The sequence below is a fragment of the Hydrogenophaga sp. genome, from assembly GCF_035481345.1.
Classification (GTDB): domain Bacteria; phylum Pseudomonadota; class Gammaproteobacteria; order Burkholderiales; family Burkholderiaceae_C; genus Hydrogenophaga.
Window position 1 is genome coordinate 13393 of the sequence record NZ_DATIGV010000175.1, and the last position, 15584, is coordinate 28976.

General features: G+C 72.7%; 11 protein-coding genes. 10 read left to right on the forward strand and 1 reads right to left on the reverse strand.

Translation table 11 applies throughout. The features are described 5' to 3' along the window. Positions 1-60: 60 nt before the first annotated feature. Both VLG41_RS17810 and VLG41_RS17815 read left to right on the forward strand, forming a co-directional pair. Complete coding sequence (locus tag VLG41_RS17810) at positions 61-1251, forward strand: amidase (protein WP_325350729.1); 1191 nt, start codon at positions 61-63, stop codon at positions 1249-1251. Positions 1252-1279: 28 nt separating this feature from the next. Next, positions 1280-2068, forward strand: a complete 789-nt coding sequence (locus VLG41_RS17815) for a GntR family transcriptional regulator (protein ID WP_325350730.1) — start codon at positions 1280-1282, stop codon at positions 2066-2068. A gap of 31 nt (positions 2069-2099) precedes the next feature. Here VLG41_RS17815 and VLG41_RS17820 read toward each other — a convergent pair whose 3' ends face one another. Next, positions 2100-2774, reverse strand: a complete 675-nt coding sequence (locus VLG41_RS17820; RefSeq protein ID WP_325350731.1) for a GntR family transcriptional regulator — start codon at positions 2772-2774, stop codon at positions 2100-2102. A 125-nt stretch (positions 2775-2899) separates the two neighbouring features. Here VLG41_RS17820 and VLG41_RS17825 point away from each other — a divergent pair, with 125 nt between their 5' ends. The 8 genes from VLG41_RS17825 to VLG41_RS17860 all read left to right on the forward strand — a co-directional run bounded on the left by VLG41_RS17825 (position 2900) and on the right by VLG41_RS17860 (position 15470). Next, the gene (locus VLG41_RS17825; RefSeq protein WP_325350732.1) at positions 2900-3706 is read left to right on the forward strand and encodes an enoyl-CoA hydratase/isomerase family protein; all 807 of its coding nucleotides are present in this window, start codon (positions 2900-2902) and stop codon (positions 3704-3706) included. A gap of 53 nt (positions 3707-3759) precedes the next feature. Further along, positions 3760-4743 (forward strand): tripartite tricarboxylate transporter substrate binding protein, encoded by a 984-nt coding sequence (locus tag VLG41_RS17830; protein ID WP_325350733.1) that lies wholly within the window; start codon positions 3760-3762, stop codon positions 4741-4743. Positions 4744-4848: 105 nt separating this feature from the next. Beyond that, on the forward strand, positions 4849-6093 hold the full coding sequence (locus VLG41_RS17835) for a CoA transferase (protein ID WP_325350734.1): 1245 nt from the start codon (positions 4849-4851) through the stop codon (positions 6091-6093). 172 nt (positions 6094-6265) lie between these two features. Further along, complete coding sequence (locus VLG41_RS17840; RefSeq protein WP_325350735.1) at positions 6266-8866, forward strand: PAS domain S-box protein; 2601 nt, start codon at positions 6266-6268, stop codon at positions 8864-8866. A 23-nt stretch (positions 8867-8889) separates the two neighbouring features. Beyond that, positions 8890-9531 carry a response regulator transcription factor gene (locus VLG41_RS17845; RefSeq protein WP_325350736.1) on the forward strand — a complete coding sequence of 214 codons (642 nt, stop codon included), beginning with the start codon at positions 8890-8892 and terminating at the stop codon, positions 9529-9531. A gap of 84 nt (positions 9532-9615) precedes the next feature. Then, on the forward strand, positions 9616-10083 hold the full coding sequence (locus VLG41_RS17850) for a hypothetical protein (protein WP_325350737.1): 468 nt from the start codon (positions 9616-9618) through the stop codon (positions 10081-10083). A gap of 104 nt (positions 10084-10187) precedes the next feature. Next, a complete protein-coding gene (locus VLG41_RS17855) occupies positions 10188-11732 on the forward strand; it encodes a methyl-accepting chemotaxis protein (protein ID WP_325350738.1) in 1545 nt (514 codons plus the stop codon). Positions 11733-11738: 6 nt separating this feature from the next. Further along, positions 11739-15470: a CHASE domain-containing protein gene (locus VLG41_RS17860; RefSeq protein WP_325350739.1), complete on the forward strand. Its 3732-nt coding sequence runs from the start codon at positions 11739-11741 to the stop codon at positions 15468-15470. The last annotated feature ends 114 nt before the right edge of the window (positions 15471-15584 follow it).

The window sequence follows — 15584 nt, forward strand, 5'->3', positions numbered from 1 at the left end:
CGCCGCCGGGCCGTTCCCCAGGCGCTCAGCCCCACAGTGCGCCGCACGGAGGATTGATCAGTGAACCCCTTTCCCATTGAAGACCGCGTCGGCGCCTGGGTGCCGCACGGGCGTTTCGTCATCGAAGGCCAGGCGCAGGGCCCGTTGCGCGGCCTGTCCTTCGCGGCCAAGGACGTGTTCCACGTCGCCGACCATCCCACGGGCGCAGGCAACCCCACCTGGCTGGCCACGCACCCCGTGCCCACGGCGCACGCGCCGGTGATCGAACGCCTGTTGGGCGCGGGCGCCACGCTCATGGGCAAGGTGCTCACCGACGAGCTGGCCTACAGCCTGCACGGCGACAACGCGCACCTGGGCACGCCGCTGAACACGCGCTACCCCGACCGTGTGCCCGGCGGCTCGTCCAGCGGCTCGGCCGCGGCCGTGGGTGCGCGCCTGGTGGACTTCGCGCTCGGCACCGACACCGGCGGCTCCACCCGTGTGCCCGCCAGCTACGGTGGCCTGTGGGGCCTGCGCACCACGCACGGCCTGGTCAGCGCCGAGGGCCTGGTGCCGCTGCACCCGGGCTTCGACACCGTGACCTGGCTCGCGCACGCCTTCGACAGCTTCGAGCGCGTGGGCCGTGTGCTGCTGCCGGCCAGCGCCTGGTCGCCGCGCCGCCTGCTGGTGCCCCAGGACGCCTGGGACCTGGCCGACCCGCTGTTCGCCGCGCCGCTGGCGCGTGTGCGCGACGCGCTGGCCGCGCGCCTGGGCGTGGCGGCCGAGGTGTCGCGCTGGGCGGGCGATCAGGCCCTGGCCGACTGGCGCCAGGTCTACGCCACGGCCGGGGCGCACGAGGGCTGGCGCGTGCACGGCGACTGGATCACGGCGGCGCAGCCCGTGTTCGGCGAGGCCATCGCCGCGCGCTGGGCCGGCGCCAGCCGCGTGAGCGACGCGCAGGCACAGGCCGCGAACGCCGAGTGGGCGCGCATCCGCGCCGCCGTGCGCGGCCTGCTGGGCGACGATGGGGTCGCCGTGCTGCCCTCGGCCGCCAGCCTGGCGCCGCGCCGCGACGCCGCGCCCGCCGAGGTGGACGCGGTGCGCCTGCGCACCATGGCCATCACCTGCATCGCCGGCCTGGCGGGCCTGCCGCAGGTGAGCCTGCCGGTGGACACGCCCGAGGGCGAGGTGGTGGGCGTCTCCCTGCTCGGCGCGCCGGGCAGCGACCTCGCGCTCATCCGCCTCGCGGGCGAGATCCACGCCACCCTCTGACCCCGCCATTTGGTGCAGACTGCGCGCCATGCCGAACGCCGCCGCCCCGTCAAAGAAAAAGCCGCCGCGCCGCGCCGCCACCCGCGCGGCCGATCTCGACCTCGACCCGTCAGCCCCGCGTGCCGCCGGTGCGCTGGCCGATGCGCCCGGCGACGACGTCGAGGCGCGCATCTACCGTGCCGTGTTCGAGAGCGTGATGAGCCAGCGCCTGCCGCCCGGCACCAAGCTGCCCGAGGCGCCGCTGTGTGAGCTGTTCGGCGTGAGCCGCGCAGTGGTGCGCAAGGTGCTGCAGCGGCTCGCGCACGACCACATCGTGCAGCTGCGGCCCAACCGCGGCGCCACCGTGGCGGTGCCCACGCGCGAGGAAACGCAGCAGATCTTCGAGGCGCGCCGTGCGCTGGAGGCGGCCATCGTGCGCCTGGTGGCCGAGCGCGCCACCCCGGCCGACCTCAAGGCCCTGCGCACGCAGTTGCAGGCCGAGACCAAGGTGATGCACCGGCACGACCAGCCCGCCTGGGCGCGCCTGGCCAGCACCTACCACCTGCGCCTGGCCGAGCTTTCAGGCAACCCGATCCTGCACCGCTACCTGGTGGAGATCGTCTCGCGCTGCTCGCTCATCGTGGCGCTGCACCAGCCGCCGGGCAACGCGGCCTGCGAACACGACGAGCACGAGGGCATCGTCGAGCGCATCGCGCGCGGCGACGCGGATGGCGCGGTGGCGCTGATGGACCGGCACCTGCGCGACCTGGAGCGCCACCTGATGCTGGACAAGCCCGCGCCGCGCAAGGACCTGGCGCACCTGCTGGGACTGGGCTGAGGCCTGATCGCGCGGCGCGCCGGGGCGCCGCTCAGCGCATGCGCAGCATCAGCTCGGCCTGCGCGGTGCCGCCCACGGTGATGTGCTCCGTCATGGCGCGCTGCGCCTCGGGCTCGTCGCCGCGCACGATGGCGCGCACGATGGCGCCGTGTTCGCGGTGCGAGGCCTTCATGCGGCCCGGCCGCTCGAAGGACACCGGCCGGTAGGCGGCCAGCCGCTCGCGGATGCGCACGATCTGCCCGGCCAGGTAGCTGTTGTCGCAGCCCTGGTAGATGAGGTCGTGCAGGCGCAGGTTGAGCGCCGTGTAGGCGGGGATGTCGTCGCTCTCCACGGCCTGTTCGGCTTCGCGCTGCACGGCGTCCAGCGCCTGGCGCTGTTCGTTGCTCATGCGGCGCGCGCTCAGGCGGGCGGCCTCCGCTTCGAGCACCGCCAGCACCTCCAGCATGCCGAACACCTCGCGCGGCTCCAGCCGCGTGACGACCGCGCCGCGCCGGGGCGAGAAATTCATCAGCCCGGCGGCGGCCAGTTGCAGCAGCGCCTCCTTGGCCGGCGTGCGCGAGATGCCGAAGCGCTCGGCCACGGCCTTCACGTCCAGGGCGTCGCCGGGGCGCAGGCGGCCCTGGCGGATGTCGTCCTCCAGCGCCAGGCGCACCTCGTCGGTCACGGTGGCCGCCGGGGATTCGGCCAGGGTCGTCGTGTCGTTCATGGGTGGGCAGTGTACGGGGCCGGCGCCGGGCAGGAATTCATGCATCGCGGTTTACCCTGATAAGGAATCCACTTGACGGTGGAAACCCGTCCATATAAATTTATATACACAAAACGGAGACCAAAATGAATGCAAGAGACGAGGGCCTGAGCGATCTGCCCGAACTGGTGATCGCCGACGGCGTGGCCACGGTGACCCTGCGCCGCCCGCGCGTGCTCAACCGCCTGCAGGCCGAGGACGTGATCCGCCTGCGCGAGATCTGGGCCGAGGTGGAACGCGATCCGTCCGTGCGCGTGCTGGTGCTCACCGGCACCGGCCGCGCTTTCAGCAGCGGCTACGACCTGGACGAACTCGGCGAGCGCAGCGGCGCCATCGCGCCCGCCGGCCGGGCCGAGCGGCCGCTGCCCGACTTTCCGGCGATGACGCTGGAGCTGGAAAACCTGCGCGTGCCCACCGTGTGCCGCCTCAACGGCCCGGTCTACGGCGGCGCCACCGACCTGGCGCTGAGCTGCGATTTCCGCGTCGGCCGCAGCGACTGCGAGATGTTCATGCCCGCCAGCCGCCTGGGCCTGCACTACTACACCGAGGGCCTGATCCGCTGGTCGCACCGCCTGGGCACCAACGCGGCGCGCCGCCTGTTCCTCACGTCGATGACCATCAAGGCCGAGGAGATGCACCGCATCGGCTACCTCACCGACGTGGTGGCGCCCGAGGCCCTGGACGAGGCGGTGGACGCGCTGGTGCGCACCCTGGCCGCGCAGGCCCCGCTGGCGGTGGCGGGCATGAAGCGCTCGCTCAACCAGGTGGCGCGTGGCGAGCTCGACGTGGCCGCCAGCGACGCGCGCCACCGCGCCAGCCTGGCATCCGAGGACCTGCGCGAGGGCATGAGTGCCTGGCAGGAACGCCGCGCCCCCGTGTTCAAGGGACGCTGAAGGGCGAGGGGCCGCAGAGCCCCCGCCGGTCATCACAACGAAGGAGACAAGACATGAGCATTCAACGACGCACCCTGCTGCGCCTGGCGGGCGCGGGCCCGGCGGCGCTGGCCCTGCCCACGCTGCACGCCAGCGCCTGGCCCTCGCAGGCCTTCAAGCTGCACATCGGTTACAGCACCGGCGGCGCGGCCGACATCGTGGCCCGCACCCTGGCCGTGCGGCTGGAAAAGCTGCTGGGCCAGCCGGTGGTGTTCGAGTACCGTCCCGGCGCGGGCGGCGCCATCGCCGCGGCCTACGTGGCGCGCCAGCCCGCCGACGGCTACCAGCTCTACCTGGCCGACACCGGCAGCATGGCCATCATTCCCAACCTGCGCAGCGTGCCCTACGACCCGGTGCGCGACTTCACGCCGCTGGGCTACGTGGGCGCCAGCGGCCTGGTGCTGCTGGTCAACAACGATGTGCCCGCCGCCGACGTGCCCTCGCTGGTGAAGCTGCTGAAGGAGAAACCCGAGGCCTACGCGTACTCGAGCTCGGGCATCGGCTCGCCGCACCAGTTGGCGGGCGAGCTGTTCAAGCAGCTCACCGGCACGCAGATCCGCCACGTGCCCTACCGGGGTGCCGCGCCCGCGATGAACGACCTCATGGCCGGCCAGGTGCAGGTGGCCTTCGCCACCATCGCGCCCGCGCTGCCGCTGATCCAGGCCGGGCGCATGCGCGCCATCGCGGTCACCTCGGCGAAGCGCGCGTCCAGCCTGAAGAACGTCCCCACCATCGCCGAGCAGGGCGTGGCGGGCTACGAGGCCACGCCCTGGTTCGCCATGGTGGCGCCGCCGCAACTGCCCACGGCCATTGCGCAGCGCCTGCAGCAGGCCATGGCGCAGACCATCGCCGACCCCGAGGTGGTGGCCACGCTGGAGCGCTACGGCGTGGAGGACGCGGTCGCGCAGACGCCGGCCTGGTTGCAGGAGCGCGTGCGCGCCGACCACGCGAAGTGGGGTGAGGTCATCAAGACCGCCGGTATCAAGATGGACAACTGACACCCCCTGCCGCGCTTCGCGCGACCCCCCAAGGGGGGCGGCACCGGCGGCCCGGCAAAGCCGGTTCCGTGGCGCCCTGGCCTGGACCACTTCAAGTCAACACCGATGAATGAATCCAACGACATTTCCGAGGACTTCGATCGCCCGCTCGCGGGCCTGAAGGTGCTCGAGCTCTCGCAGATCATGGCCGGCCCGGTGTGCGGCGTGCTGTTGTCCGACATGGGCGCCGACGTGATCAAGGTGGAGCGTTTCCCGGGCGGCGACGACGCGCGCGGCTACCAGCGCCCGGGCGACCCGGGCCTGTCGCCGGCCTTCACCATGATCAACCGCGGCAAGCGCTCGGTGGCGCTGGACATCCGCACGCCCGAGGGCCGCGAGGCCCTGCTGCGCCTGGTGGCGCAGGTGGACGTGGTGACCGAGAACTTCCGCGTCGGCACCATGGAGCGCCTGGGCCTGGGGCACGAGGTGCTGATGCAGGCCAACCCGCGCCTGATCTACGCCGCCATCTCGGGCTACGGCCGCGTCGGCCCGCTGGCGCAGCAGGGCGGCTTCGACCTGATCCTGCAGGCCTTCTCGGGGCTGATCAGCGTCACGGGCGAGGAGGGCCGCGCGGGCGTCAAGCCCGGCATCTCGGTGGCCGACGTGAACGCCGGCATCCTGGCCGCGCTGGGCGTGCTGGCGGCCTACATCCGCCGCCTGCGCACGGGGCGCGGCGGGCGGGTGGACACGTCTTTGCTGCAGGCCTGCCTGCAGCAGACCTACTGGTTCGCCGCGGCGTACTTCTCCAAGGGCGTCGTCGCCAGGCCCATGGGCACGGCGCACCCGCTCATCGCGCCGTACCAGACCTTCGCCTGCGCCGACGGCGCCATCGCCATCGGCGGCGGCAACCAGGCCAACTGGCTGCGCATCGCCGCCACCCTGGGCCACCCCGAGTGGGCGGACGACCCGCGCTTCTCCACCGGCGCCGGGCGCCTGGGCCACCGGCACGCGCTGGAGGCCCTGATGACCGAGGTGCTGCGCACGAACACCGTGGCCCACTGGACGCAGGCACTGGCCGCCGCCGGTGTGCCCGTGGGCCCGGTGCAGGACGTGGGGCAGGCCCTGAGCCACCCGCAAACCCACGCCGTGGGCATGGTGATCGACAACCCCGACCCGCGCACCGGCCTGGACAAGGCGGTGGGCTGCCCGGTGCACTTCGACGGCCACAGCCCCACGCGCACCGGCCCCGCGCCGCTGGTGGGCGAGCACACGCAAGAGGTGCTGCGCGCGTTCGGCTTCGACGAGGAGGCCCTGCGCCGCCTGGCCGAGGCGGGCGCGATCCCGCCGGCCCACCAGCGCGCGCTGGCCTGAGTGGGGTTGCGGGGCGTGATCTGTCGCACGCCTCGCGCAGCGGGGCGGGTGGTGGGCCCGACCCGGGATGCATACCCTCTGTGCACAGAGGCCATCGTCACGTAGAGTCGCCGCACGCCCGATGAAAGAGCCGTCAGGGAGGCTGGCGGAGTGGGCGGGAGGACGCCTCGGCATGGCGGGAAACCGCAAACGCTCGGTACAACTCTGGTTGCCACTGCTGCCCGCGGCGGTGGCGCTGCTCCTGCTCGCGCTGATGGTCTGGTCGGTGGAGCGCGTGGTGGGCGACGAACTCGAGCGCCGCGCCGAGCAGCGCGTGGAGCAGACGTCGGCGATTTTCGCCGACCGGCTCTCGCGTGTGCTCAACGGCCAGGCCACCCAGCTCGACCTGCTCACGCTGGCGCCGCGCCAGAAGGTCTCGCGCGAGGGCTGGCGCTTACAGATGGATCGCCTGCGCGAACGCAACCGGGGCTATGTGTGGATCGGCGCCACCGACGCCGATGGCCTGGTGCTCGCCGCCAGCGATGGCCTGCTGGAAGGCGTGTCCATCGCCCAGCGGCCGGTGTACCTGAAGGGCCGCGAGGGCGCCTGGTTCGGTAGCCTGAACTCGCCCGTGAGCCTGCGCGAGCCGCTCACCTCGCACGACCGGCCCGCGCCTCGGAACCTCGCCGACATCGCGATGCCCTACGAGGACGCGGAGGGCCGCCCCGCCGGCGTGCTCGCCGCCCACCTGGACGCCGCGTTCTACGACGGGCTGCGCGAGGACGTGCTGGGCCCACCGGCCGCACGGCGCGGCCTGCAACTGGAACTGGCCGACGTGAGCGGCCGGCGCCTGCTGGGCGAGCGCGCGCCGCTGTCGCCCACGCAATGGCAGGACCTGCTGGACACGCCGGTGGGCGCGCCGCGGGTGTTCCACACCGAGGACGGCGAGAGCGTCCTGCTTGTGCGCCACGGGGTCGACCGCGCGACCTTGTCGCTGACCACCGAGTGGCAGGTGGTGGCCTGGCAGCCCATGGCCCTGGCGCTGGCGCCGGTGCGCGAACTCGAGCGCTACGTGCTGCTGTGGGGTGGCGCCACCGTGCTGCTGGTCGGCCTGGGCGGTTTCTGGCTGTCGAGCCGGCTCGCGCGGCCGTTCAACCAGATGATCGACGTGGTGGCCGAGCGCCTGGGCCCGCAGTCGGACGCCGCGCCGGGCACGGTGCTGCGCGTCATCGCCGAGCAGATGCGCCGGCTGCCCGCGCAGGGCAGCGGCGGCTCGCGCAGCGAGCAGACCCTGACCCAGGTGCTGCACGACGCCAGCCGTCTGCAGGCCGTGCTGCAGCACCTGCCCTCACCCATGTACCTGGTGGACATGGACTTTCGCGTGCTGTTCTGGAACGACGCCGCCGAGCGCATGTTCGGCTGGAGCGCCGCCGAGGCCGAGGGCCGCCACGTGGACGAGATCTTCCGCGACAAGGACCCGGACAACAGCGCGCGCCGCGCCATCCGCCCCGCGATGCTCGCGGAGCAGGGGCCCTGGTCCTTCGAGACCCACCTGCTGCGACGCGACGGCAGCGACATCTGGGGCGAGTGGCGGCTCACCAAGGTCTTTGGTGCCGACGGCGAGGCCATCGGCCTGCTGGCCCAGGTGCGCGACCTCACCGTGGAGCGCCTGAGCGAGATGCGCCTGCGCGAACAGGGCGAGGTGCTGTCCGCGCTGATCAACTCCGCCAGCGACGCCGTCATCAGCGTGGACCTGCATGGGCGCATCAGCCTGTTCAACCCCGCGGCCGCGCGCATCTTCGGCCGCGAGGCCGAGGCCATGATCGGCCAGCCGCTGGACAGCCTGCTGCCGCCCGAGCACCGCGGCGAGCACCTGGCGCTGATGCAGCGCTTCTCCAAGTCGACCACCAGCACCCGGCCCATGGGCTTCGGCCGCGTCAAGGGGGTGCGCGCCGACGGCGCCGAGCTGGAGCTGGAGGCTTCCATCTCGCACATCACCGTGCGCGGGCAGAAGCTGCTCACCGCCATCCTGCGCGACGTGACGGAGCGCGTGCGCGCCGAGCAGGCATTGGCGCGCTACCAGCTCGAGCTCTCCGAACTCACCCAGCGCCTGCTGACGCAGGAGCAGACCACCACGCGCGAACTCGCGCAGACGCTGCACGACCAGCTCGGCCAGACGCTGGGCGCGATCCGCCTGTCCTTCGATTCGCTGTCGCAGATGAGCCGCGAGCTGCTGCCGCCGCGCGCGCAGGAGCGCTCGGCCACCGTGGGCCGCCAGATCGACCACGCCATCGCCGAGGTGCGCCAGGCCCTGGTGCGGCTGCGCCCGCCCATGCTGGAGGACCTGGGACTGACAGCCGCGCTGGACAACGAGATCCGCCAGCGCGCGGCCGAGGCCGAGCCGGTGACGCTGCACCTGCAGACCGTGGGCGAGGTGATCACCCAGCGCTGGCCCGACGACGTGGAATACGCCGCCTTCATGGTGGCGCGCGAATCCGTGGCCAACGCGCTCAAGCACGCCGCGGCCAGTCGCGTGGTGGTGCGCATCGAGGGCGATGCGACCCACCTGCGGCTGGACATCGTCGACGACGGCACGGGACTTGCCGAGGAGATGGCCTTCGGCCGGCCCGGGCACCTGGGCATGGTCGGCATGCGCGAGCGCGCGCTGGCCATCGGGGCGCGGCTCAGCGCGCGCGCGCGCAGCGGGCGCGGCACACGCGTGACGCTGATCTGGACGGCCCGCCCCGACAGCGTCTTCGGCGAGCTGGAGGTCCTGAACGACCCCGAGAACTGATACACACGACAGAGAGGAGCCCCATGAGCGACATCTACCTGGTTGACGACCACGCCATGCTGCGTGACGGCCTGAAGGCCGTGCTGGAGGACGCCGGCCACCGCGTGGTCGGCGAATCCGCCGACCCCACGGCGGCCCTGGCCGAGATCGTGCGGCTCTCGCCTTCGGTGGTGCTGCTGGACCTGCACCTGGGCCTGCGCTCGGGCTTCGAACTGCTGGAGCAGCTCGTGCAACGCAAGTCACCCGCGCGGGTGATCATGCTCACCATGTCGGCCCAGCCGCGGCACGTGGCCGAGGCCATGCGCCTGGGTGCCTTCGGCTATGTGCTCAAGGGCTCGCCCGCGCGCGAGGTGCTGGAAGCCGTTGAGGCCGTGGCCGCCGGCCGCAAGCACCTGGGCGGGCCGGTGGCCCAACTCGCGGTGGAAGGCCTCACGCAGACCGAGGACAACGACCCCCTGGCCTCGCTGTCGGTGCGCGAGCGCCAGGTGATCCAGCTCGTGGTGCAGGGGCACACCAGCGCGGCCATCGGAGAGCAGCTGCACCTGTCGCCCAAGACGGTGGAGAGCTACCGCAGCCGGCTCATGGCCAAGCTCGGCGTGAGCGACCTGCCGGCGTTGGTGCGGCTGGCGATCCGTGAAGGCTTGATCAGCGCGGACGATCTCTGACACGCGCAGGGGGGCATACCCCCTGCCGGCGCATCCAGATTTCCCCGCAGCGCCGCCGCGCCGCGGCGCGCACCATCGGTCGCCATGAACCTGGAGATCGACATGCGCAACCCGACCTTGCCCCCGCCGCAGGACGACGCTCTGGTGGTGCTCGCGGTGTGCCCGCGCGGCCAGATCCTGGAGGACGTGCGCGCCGAGGTGGCGTCCTGGCCCGTGGCGGCCCGCGTGCGCTGGACGGCCGACCCGATCGACGCGCTGCGCATTGCCTTGCTGCATCCGTCCGTGCTGGTGGTCGTCGACGCCCGGCTCGATCGAGCGGGCGGCCGTGCCTTGGTGAGCCAGTTGGCGCGCTGGCGCGCCGATCTCGAGGTCTTTGCCTTCGACGACCCACCCGTCGAGGGCCCGCGCGCCCAGCCCAGCCTGTGGCACTGGTCGGAACTGCCGCGCGTGCTGCGCTGGTGGGTCCGGCGCCACCTGGTGCAACTGCCGCGCGCCCCGCTGTTCGACAGCCGCCCGCCCGCCGAGACCGAACCCCTGCCGCGCGCCGCCTGAGGCTGCGTGGCGCCCCGGTGGCCTCCCGGCCGTCGGAATCAGGCTTTCCTGACACAAGCTTGTCGTTTTCCAGCCGAAAGTCCTGAAATCCCTTGGAGGCCCCCATGCGCAACAACGGACCCGTCACCCAGCGCGAGCACCCCATGCAGGACGGCCAGACCCTGGTTTCCACCACCGACCTCAAGAGCCGCATCGTCTATTGCAACCCCTCGTTCGTCGAGGTCAGCGGCTACGAGCGCGAGGAACTGATCGGCCAGCCGCACAACATGATTCGCCACCCGGACATGCCGCAGGAAGCCTTCCGCGACATGTGGGCCACCATCCAGGGCGGCCACCCCTGGTCGGGCCTGGTGAAGAACCGGCGCAAGAACGGTGACCACTACTGGGTGCTGGCCAACGTGACGCCGGTGATCGACGGCGGACGCACCACGGGCTTCATGTCGGTGCGCACCAAGCCCACGCGCGAGCAGGTGCAGGCGGCCGAGGCGCTGTACGCCCGCATGCGCGAGGAGGCCGCGGCCGGGCGCGCGCTGCACGTGCTGTCCGCCGGCGAGTTGCAGCACCGCTCGCCGCTGGCGCGCCTGGGCCGAGCGGCGCGCTGGGCGTTCGGGCAGCGCACCGTGCTCTCGCTGCTGGCCATGGGCGCGGCCGGCGCGCTGCTGGGCGCCTATGTGCCCAGCCACGCCGGGGCCATCGGCATCACCAGCGTGGCCGCGCTGCTGGCGGGGGCCTGGCTGCAGCGCCGGGGCGACCAGCCGCTGGGCCGCATCCTGCAATCGGCCAACCGGCTCGCCGCCGGCGACCTGGCCACGCGCCGCGCCGACCGCGCGGGCGGCCTGATCGGGCGCATCCACCGTGGCCTGTCCCAGCTCAACGTGAACCTCCAGGCCGTGGTGAGCGACGTGCGCACACAGGTCGAGGGCATGCACCACGCCACCCGCGAGATCAGCGCGGGCAGCGCCGACCTGAGTTCGCGCACCGAGGCGCAGGCCGGCAACCTGCAGCAGACGGCGGCCTCGCTCGAGCAGATGACGGCCACCATCAAGGCCAACGCCGATTCCGCCGGTCGCGCGGCCGAGCTGGCGCGCGAGGCGCGCGGCCAGGCCGAACGCGGCGGCGAAGCCATCGAGGCGGTGGCGCGGCGCATGGCCGACATCCAGTCCGCCAGCGAGCGCATCACCGAGATCGTGGGCGTGATCGACGGCATTTCCTTCCAGACCAACCTGCTGGCGCTCAACGCGGCGGTGGAGGCCGCGCGTGCCGGCGAGCATGGTCGCGGGTTTGCCGTGGTGGCGGGCGAGGTGCGCTCGCTCGCGGCCCGCGCGCGCGAATCGGCGAAAGAGATCAAGTCGCTGATCCAGGCCGCTCAGCAGCAGGTGCAGGCCGGCGCGCAACTGGTGGGTGAGACGCGCGTGACCGTGCAGGACAGCGCCGGCAGCATCGGCCGCGTGAGCGCGCTGGTGGCCGAGATCAGCGCCGCCTCCCACGAACAATCCCAGGGCGTGATCCAGGTGAATGCGGCCGTGGCCCAGCTGGACAGCCTGACGCAGCAGAATGCGGCCATGGTCGAACAACTGTCCGCTTCCGCCGCTTCGCTGGCGGCGCAGGCCGCCACCGTCACCGAGACCGTGCGCGTCTTCAAGCTCTGAGCCCCCATGCAGATCTGGCGCGTCGACTCCCGTTCCTGGCTGTGGGTGACCGCCACGCTGTTGTGCGGTGGCCTGCTGACGGTCGTGGCCGTCGAGCACCGTGAGCAGGCCAACGAAGCCTATGTGCAGGCCCGGTTCGAGCTGCAGTCGCGCGAGTTGGCCGACGACATCGCCCACCGCTTCGAGATCGTCGAACACGGCCTGCGCGCGGCGCGCGGCGTGGCCCAGCAGGCCGGCGAGTACGGGCTCAGCGCGGCGGACTTTCGCGCCTACATGCAATCGCGGGACCTCGAGCGCGAGTACCCCGGTGTGCGCGGTTTCGGCTTCATGCGCCGCGTGCCGGCTGGCGGCGAAGCGGCCTACCGGCCATTGCGCCAGCGACTGGGCGTGGCGGACGCGCCGATCCACAGCCGCCAGCCGAACGCGGGCGAACGCATCGTGGTCGAGCTGGTGGAGCCGCTGGAGCGCAACCACCAGGCCGTGGGCCTGGATATCGCGCCCGAGCCAGGCCGCCGCGCCATGGCCACCGAGGCGGTGCGGCGCAACCGGCCCCTGATGACGCGCCCGACCGCGCTGGTGCAGGCTCCCGGGGCGCCCGCCTTCGTCGTGATGCTGCCGGTGTTTCGCCGTGGCATGCCCCTGGACACCCCGCAGGCCCGCGACGCGGCGGCCTATGGCTGGGTCTATTCGCCGCTCGTGTTCGCCGAGGTGATCGAAAGCCTGGCCTTGCAGGAGAAGCACGTCGCGCTCACGCTCACCGATATCACCGAGCCCGAACTGGCCGAACCGTTCTTCAGCACGGTGGCGCTGGGGGAGGCGCCGCAGGCCGGCGCCCCGGCGCAGGCGCTTCTGCGGGTGCCCTTCGGCCGCTCCTGGGCCATCCACACGGAGGCCCGGCCCTCGTTCGCCGCCCAGTTCAATCTGCCGCGCCCGGCCCTGGTGGCCTGGGTCGGGGCGCTGGGCACCCTGCTGGTCGCCGCGCTGCAGTGGCTCTGGCTGAACCTGCGCCGCCGCCACCGGCTGAGCGCCGAACTCAACGCCCACCTGGAAGAGCGGGTCGCCGAGCGCACGCGCTGGCTGGAGGACGCCGAGCGCTTCCAGCGCACGGTGCTGGACGCCGTGCCGTCCATGATCAGCTACTGGGACGCCGGCCAGATCAACCGGGTGGCCAACCGCGCCAACCTGCGCTGGCATCGGCCCCGTGGTGGCTCGCTGGCCGGCGCCAGCGTGCGCGAGGCCGTGGGAGAGGCGATCTACGAGCGCCTGAAGCCACGGATCGAGGCCGTGCTGGACGGCCGCCAGCAGGTGTTCGAGGTGTCCGTTGCCAACCCCGCCACGGGCGAGCCGCGCGAGCTGCGCCTGAACTACCTGCCGGACTCGCGCCACGGCGTGGTGCATGGCTGGTACGCCATCGTCGACGACGTGACCGAGCGCAACCGCAACCGCCGCGATCTGGAGACGGCGCTGGCGCTGCAAGCCACCGAGCGCTTGCGCCTGGAGAGCATCCTGTCCGGCACCAACGCCGGCACCTGGGAATGGAACGTCCAGACCCGCGAGGCGCGGTTCAACGAGCGCTGGGCCGAGATGCTGGGCCACGACTACGACGAGCTGCGGCCCACCAATGTGCGGGCCTGGGTGGACCACGTGCACCCGGAGGATCTGGCCCTGGCGCGCCAGCGCCTGCGGCGCCACATCGAGGGCGAGCTGTCGTTCTACGAGTGCGAGGTGCGCATGCGCCACGCCGATGGCCACTGGATCTGGGTGCTCGACCGCGGCCAGTTGCAGACGCGCACCGCCGACGGTGAACCGGAATGGATGTACGGCACCGCGCAGGACATCAGCGCGAGCAAGGCCATCGAGCAGAGCCTGCGCGAAGCCACGCGCGCGGCCGAGGCCGCCAGCCAGAGCAAGAGCGCCTTCCTGGCCAACATGAGCCATGAGATCCGCACCCCGCTCAATGCCGTGCTGGGCGTGGCCCACCTGCTGGCCGACACGCCGCTGGACGCCGGGCAGCGCCAGTTGCTCAACAGCGCGCAGACGGCGGGCCGTTCGCTGCTGGGCATCGTCAATGACGTGCTCGACCTGGCCAAGATCGAGGCCGGCGAGATGCGCCTGGCCGACGACCCCTTCGCGCTGTGCGGTCTGTTGCGCGAGGTGGAGTCGGTGTATGCGCTGCCGGCGCGCGAGAAGGGCCTGACGCTCTCGCTGCGCGTGCCCGAGGACGTGCCACCCTACGTGAGGGGTGATGCCGCGCGGCTGCGCCAGGTGCTGGTCAACCTGGTGGGCAACGCGCTCAAGTTCACGCAGCAGGGCGGCGTCGTCATCAGCGCCGAGGTGCTGCCGGGCGAGGGCGACCCGCAGTTGCGCCTGAGCGTGCGCGACAGCGGCATCGGCATATCACCCGAGGTGCAGGCGCGGCTCTTCCAGCCCTTCACCCAGGCCGATGAAACCACCACGCGGCGCTTCGGCGGCACGGGCCTGGGCCTGTCCATCGTGCGCCGCCTGGTCGAACTCATGGGCGGTGAGGTGGGCCTGAACAGCGAACCCGGCCGGGGCAGCGAGTTCTGGCTGCGCGTGGCGCTGCACCCGGCGCAGGCCTCGGACCTGCCCTTGCCCGCGCCGGCACCGGCGTCCAGCGACTCCCATGGCCTGGCGGGCCTGGCCGTGCTGCTGGTGGACGACAGCGAGATCAACCTGGACATCGCGCGGCGCATGCTGGAGCGCCAGGGCGCGCGCGTGCAGACCTGCGGCGACGGCGAGCAGGCCCTGGGCTGGTTGCGCGCCTCGCCGGCCGCCTTCGACGTCGTGCTCATGGACGTGCAGATGCCGGTGATGGACGGGCTGGAGGCCACCGACCGCATCCGCCACGAGCTGCGCCTGGTGGACCTGCCGGTGATCGCGCTGACGGCCGGCGCGCTGGCGGACGAGCGCCGCCGCGCGCTGCAGGCGGGCTTCACCAACTTCCTGGCCAAGCCGATCGACCCCGAGGAACTGATCGAAGCGGTGCGCCGCGCCGCGTCGGCGCGCGGTGCGGCCACGGCGCCCGCGCCGCTTGCCGTGCTTGCCGCCGCGCCGCGGCCGGTCCCGCCGCCGCCTCCGCCAGGCGCGCTGCCGGCGGGCTGGCCGTCCATCGACGGCATCGACGTCAAGGCCGCGCGACGCCAGCTCGGCGGCGACCACGTGCTGTTCCAGCGCCTGCTTGCGCGTCTGCTGGCGGAACATGGCGATTGGGTGGCCTTGTCAGCCGATGCCACGGTTGGTTGGGACACAACGGCCCGCGTGGCCTGGCGCGCCCGCGCCCACCGCCTGCGCGGCAGCGCCGGTGTGCTGGGGGCGCAGGCCCTGGCCCGCGCAGCCACCGCGCTGGAGTCGGCGCTGGAGCCGGACGCCGACCCCGCGCCTGCCGGACCCGCGCTGGCCGCCGTCCGCACCGCCTTCGACGCCTTGCGGGCCGCCGCACCCGACGAAGGCGTCGCACGGCGTTCGCCAGTGGAGGTGGCGCCCGTCACCGAGGCCGAGGCCCGTGCGTCCGCTGCGCGCATCGAGCGCCTGGCCGAGCAATTGCAGGCGCAGGACCTGGACGGTGTCGAGACCTTCGAGGCCTGCCGCGCCGCGCTGGAGATCCGCCTGGGTGTCGAGCGCGTGCAAGCCTTGGCGACGGCCATCGACAACCTGGACTTCAGCGGCGCGCTGCTGCTGCTGCTGGACGAGGGCGTGCGCAACGGCAGCGCCGCCTGAGGGGGCGGTCGCCCAGTCCGGCCTGCGGGGTGGTGCAGGGCCCGAACCGGACGCGGCGCGGCACCAGACGGTCTGACGGACCTGTGACGGCCATGCGGGCGAAGGAACGGCCGC

Excerpts from the sequence above, each read along its gene's own strand:
- VLG41_RS17835 (WP_325350734.1), top strand. The coding sequence starts at position 4,849 with ATGAATGAATCCAACGACATTTCCGAGGACTTCGATCGCCCGCTCGCG.
- VLG41_RS17830 (WP_325350733.1), top strand. The coding sequence starts at position 3,760 with ATGAGCATTCAACGACGCACCCTGCTGCGCCTGGCGGGCGCGGGCCCG.
- VLG41_RS17845 (WP_325350736.1), top strand. The coding sequence starts at position 8,890 with ATGAGCGACATCTACCTGGTTGACGACCACGCCATGCTGCGTGACGGC.
- VLG41_RS17820 (WP_325350731.1), bottom strand. The coding sequence starts at position 2,774 with ATGAACGACACGACGACCCTGGCCGAATCCCCGGCGGCCACCGTGACC.
- VLG41_RS17825 (WP_325350732.1), top strand. The coding sequence starts at position 2,900 with ATGAATGCAAGAGACGAGGGCCTGAGCGATCTGCCCGAACTGGTGATC.
- VLG41_RS17860 (WP_325350739.1), top strand. The coding sequence starts at position 11,739 with ATGCAGATCTGGCGCGTCGACTCCCGTTCCTGGCTGTGGGTGACCGCC.
- VLG41_RS17850 (WP_325350737.1), top strand. The coding sequence starts at position 9,616 with ATGAACCTGGAGATCGACATGCGCAACCCGACCTTGCCCCCGCCGCAG.
- VLG41_RS17840 (WP_325350735.1), top strand. The coding sequence starts at position 6,266 with ATGGCGGGAAACCGCAAACGCTCGGTACAACTCTGGTTGCCACTGCTG.
- VLG41_RS17815 (WP_325350730.1), top strand. The coding sequence starts at position 1,280 with ATGCCGAACGCCGCCGCCCCGTCAAAGAAAAAGCCGCCGCGCCGCGCC.
- VLG41_RS17855 (WP_325350738.1), top strand. The coding sequence starts at position 10,188 with ATGCGCAACAACGGACCCGTCACCCAGCGCGAGCACCCCATGCAGGAC.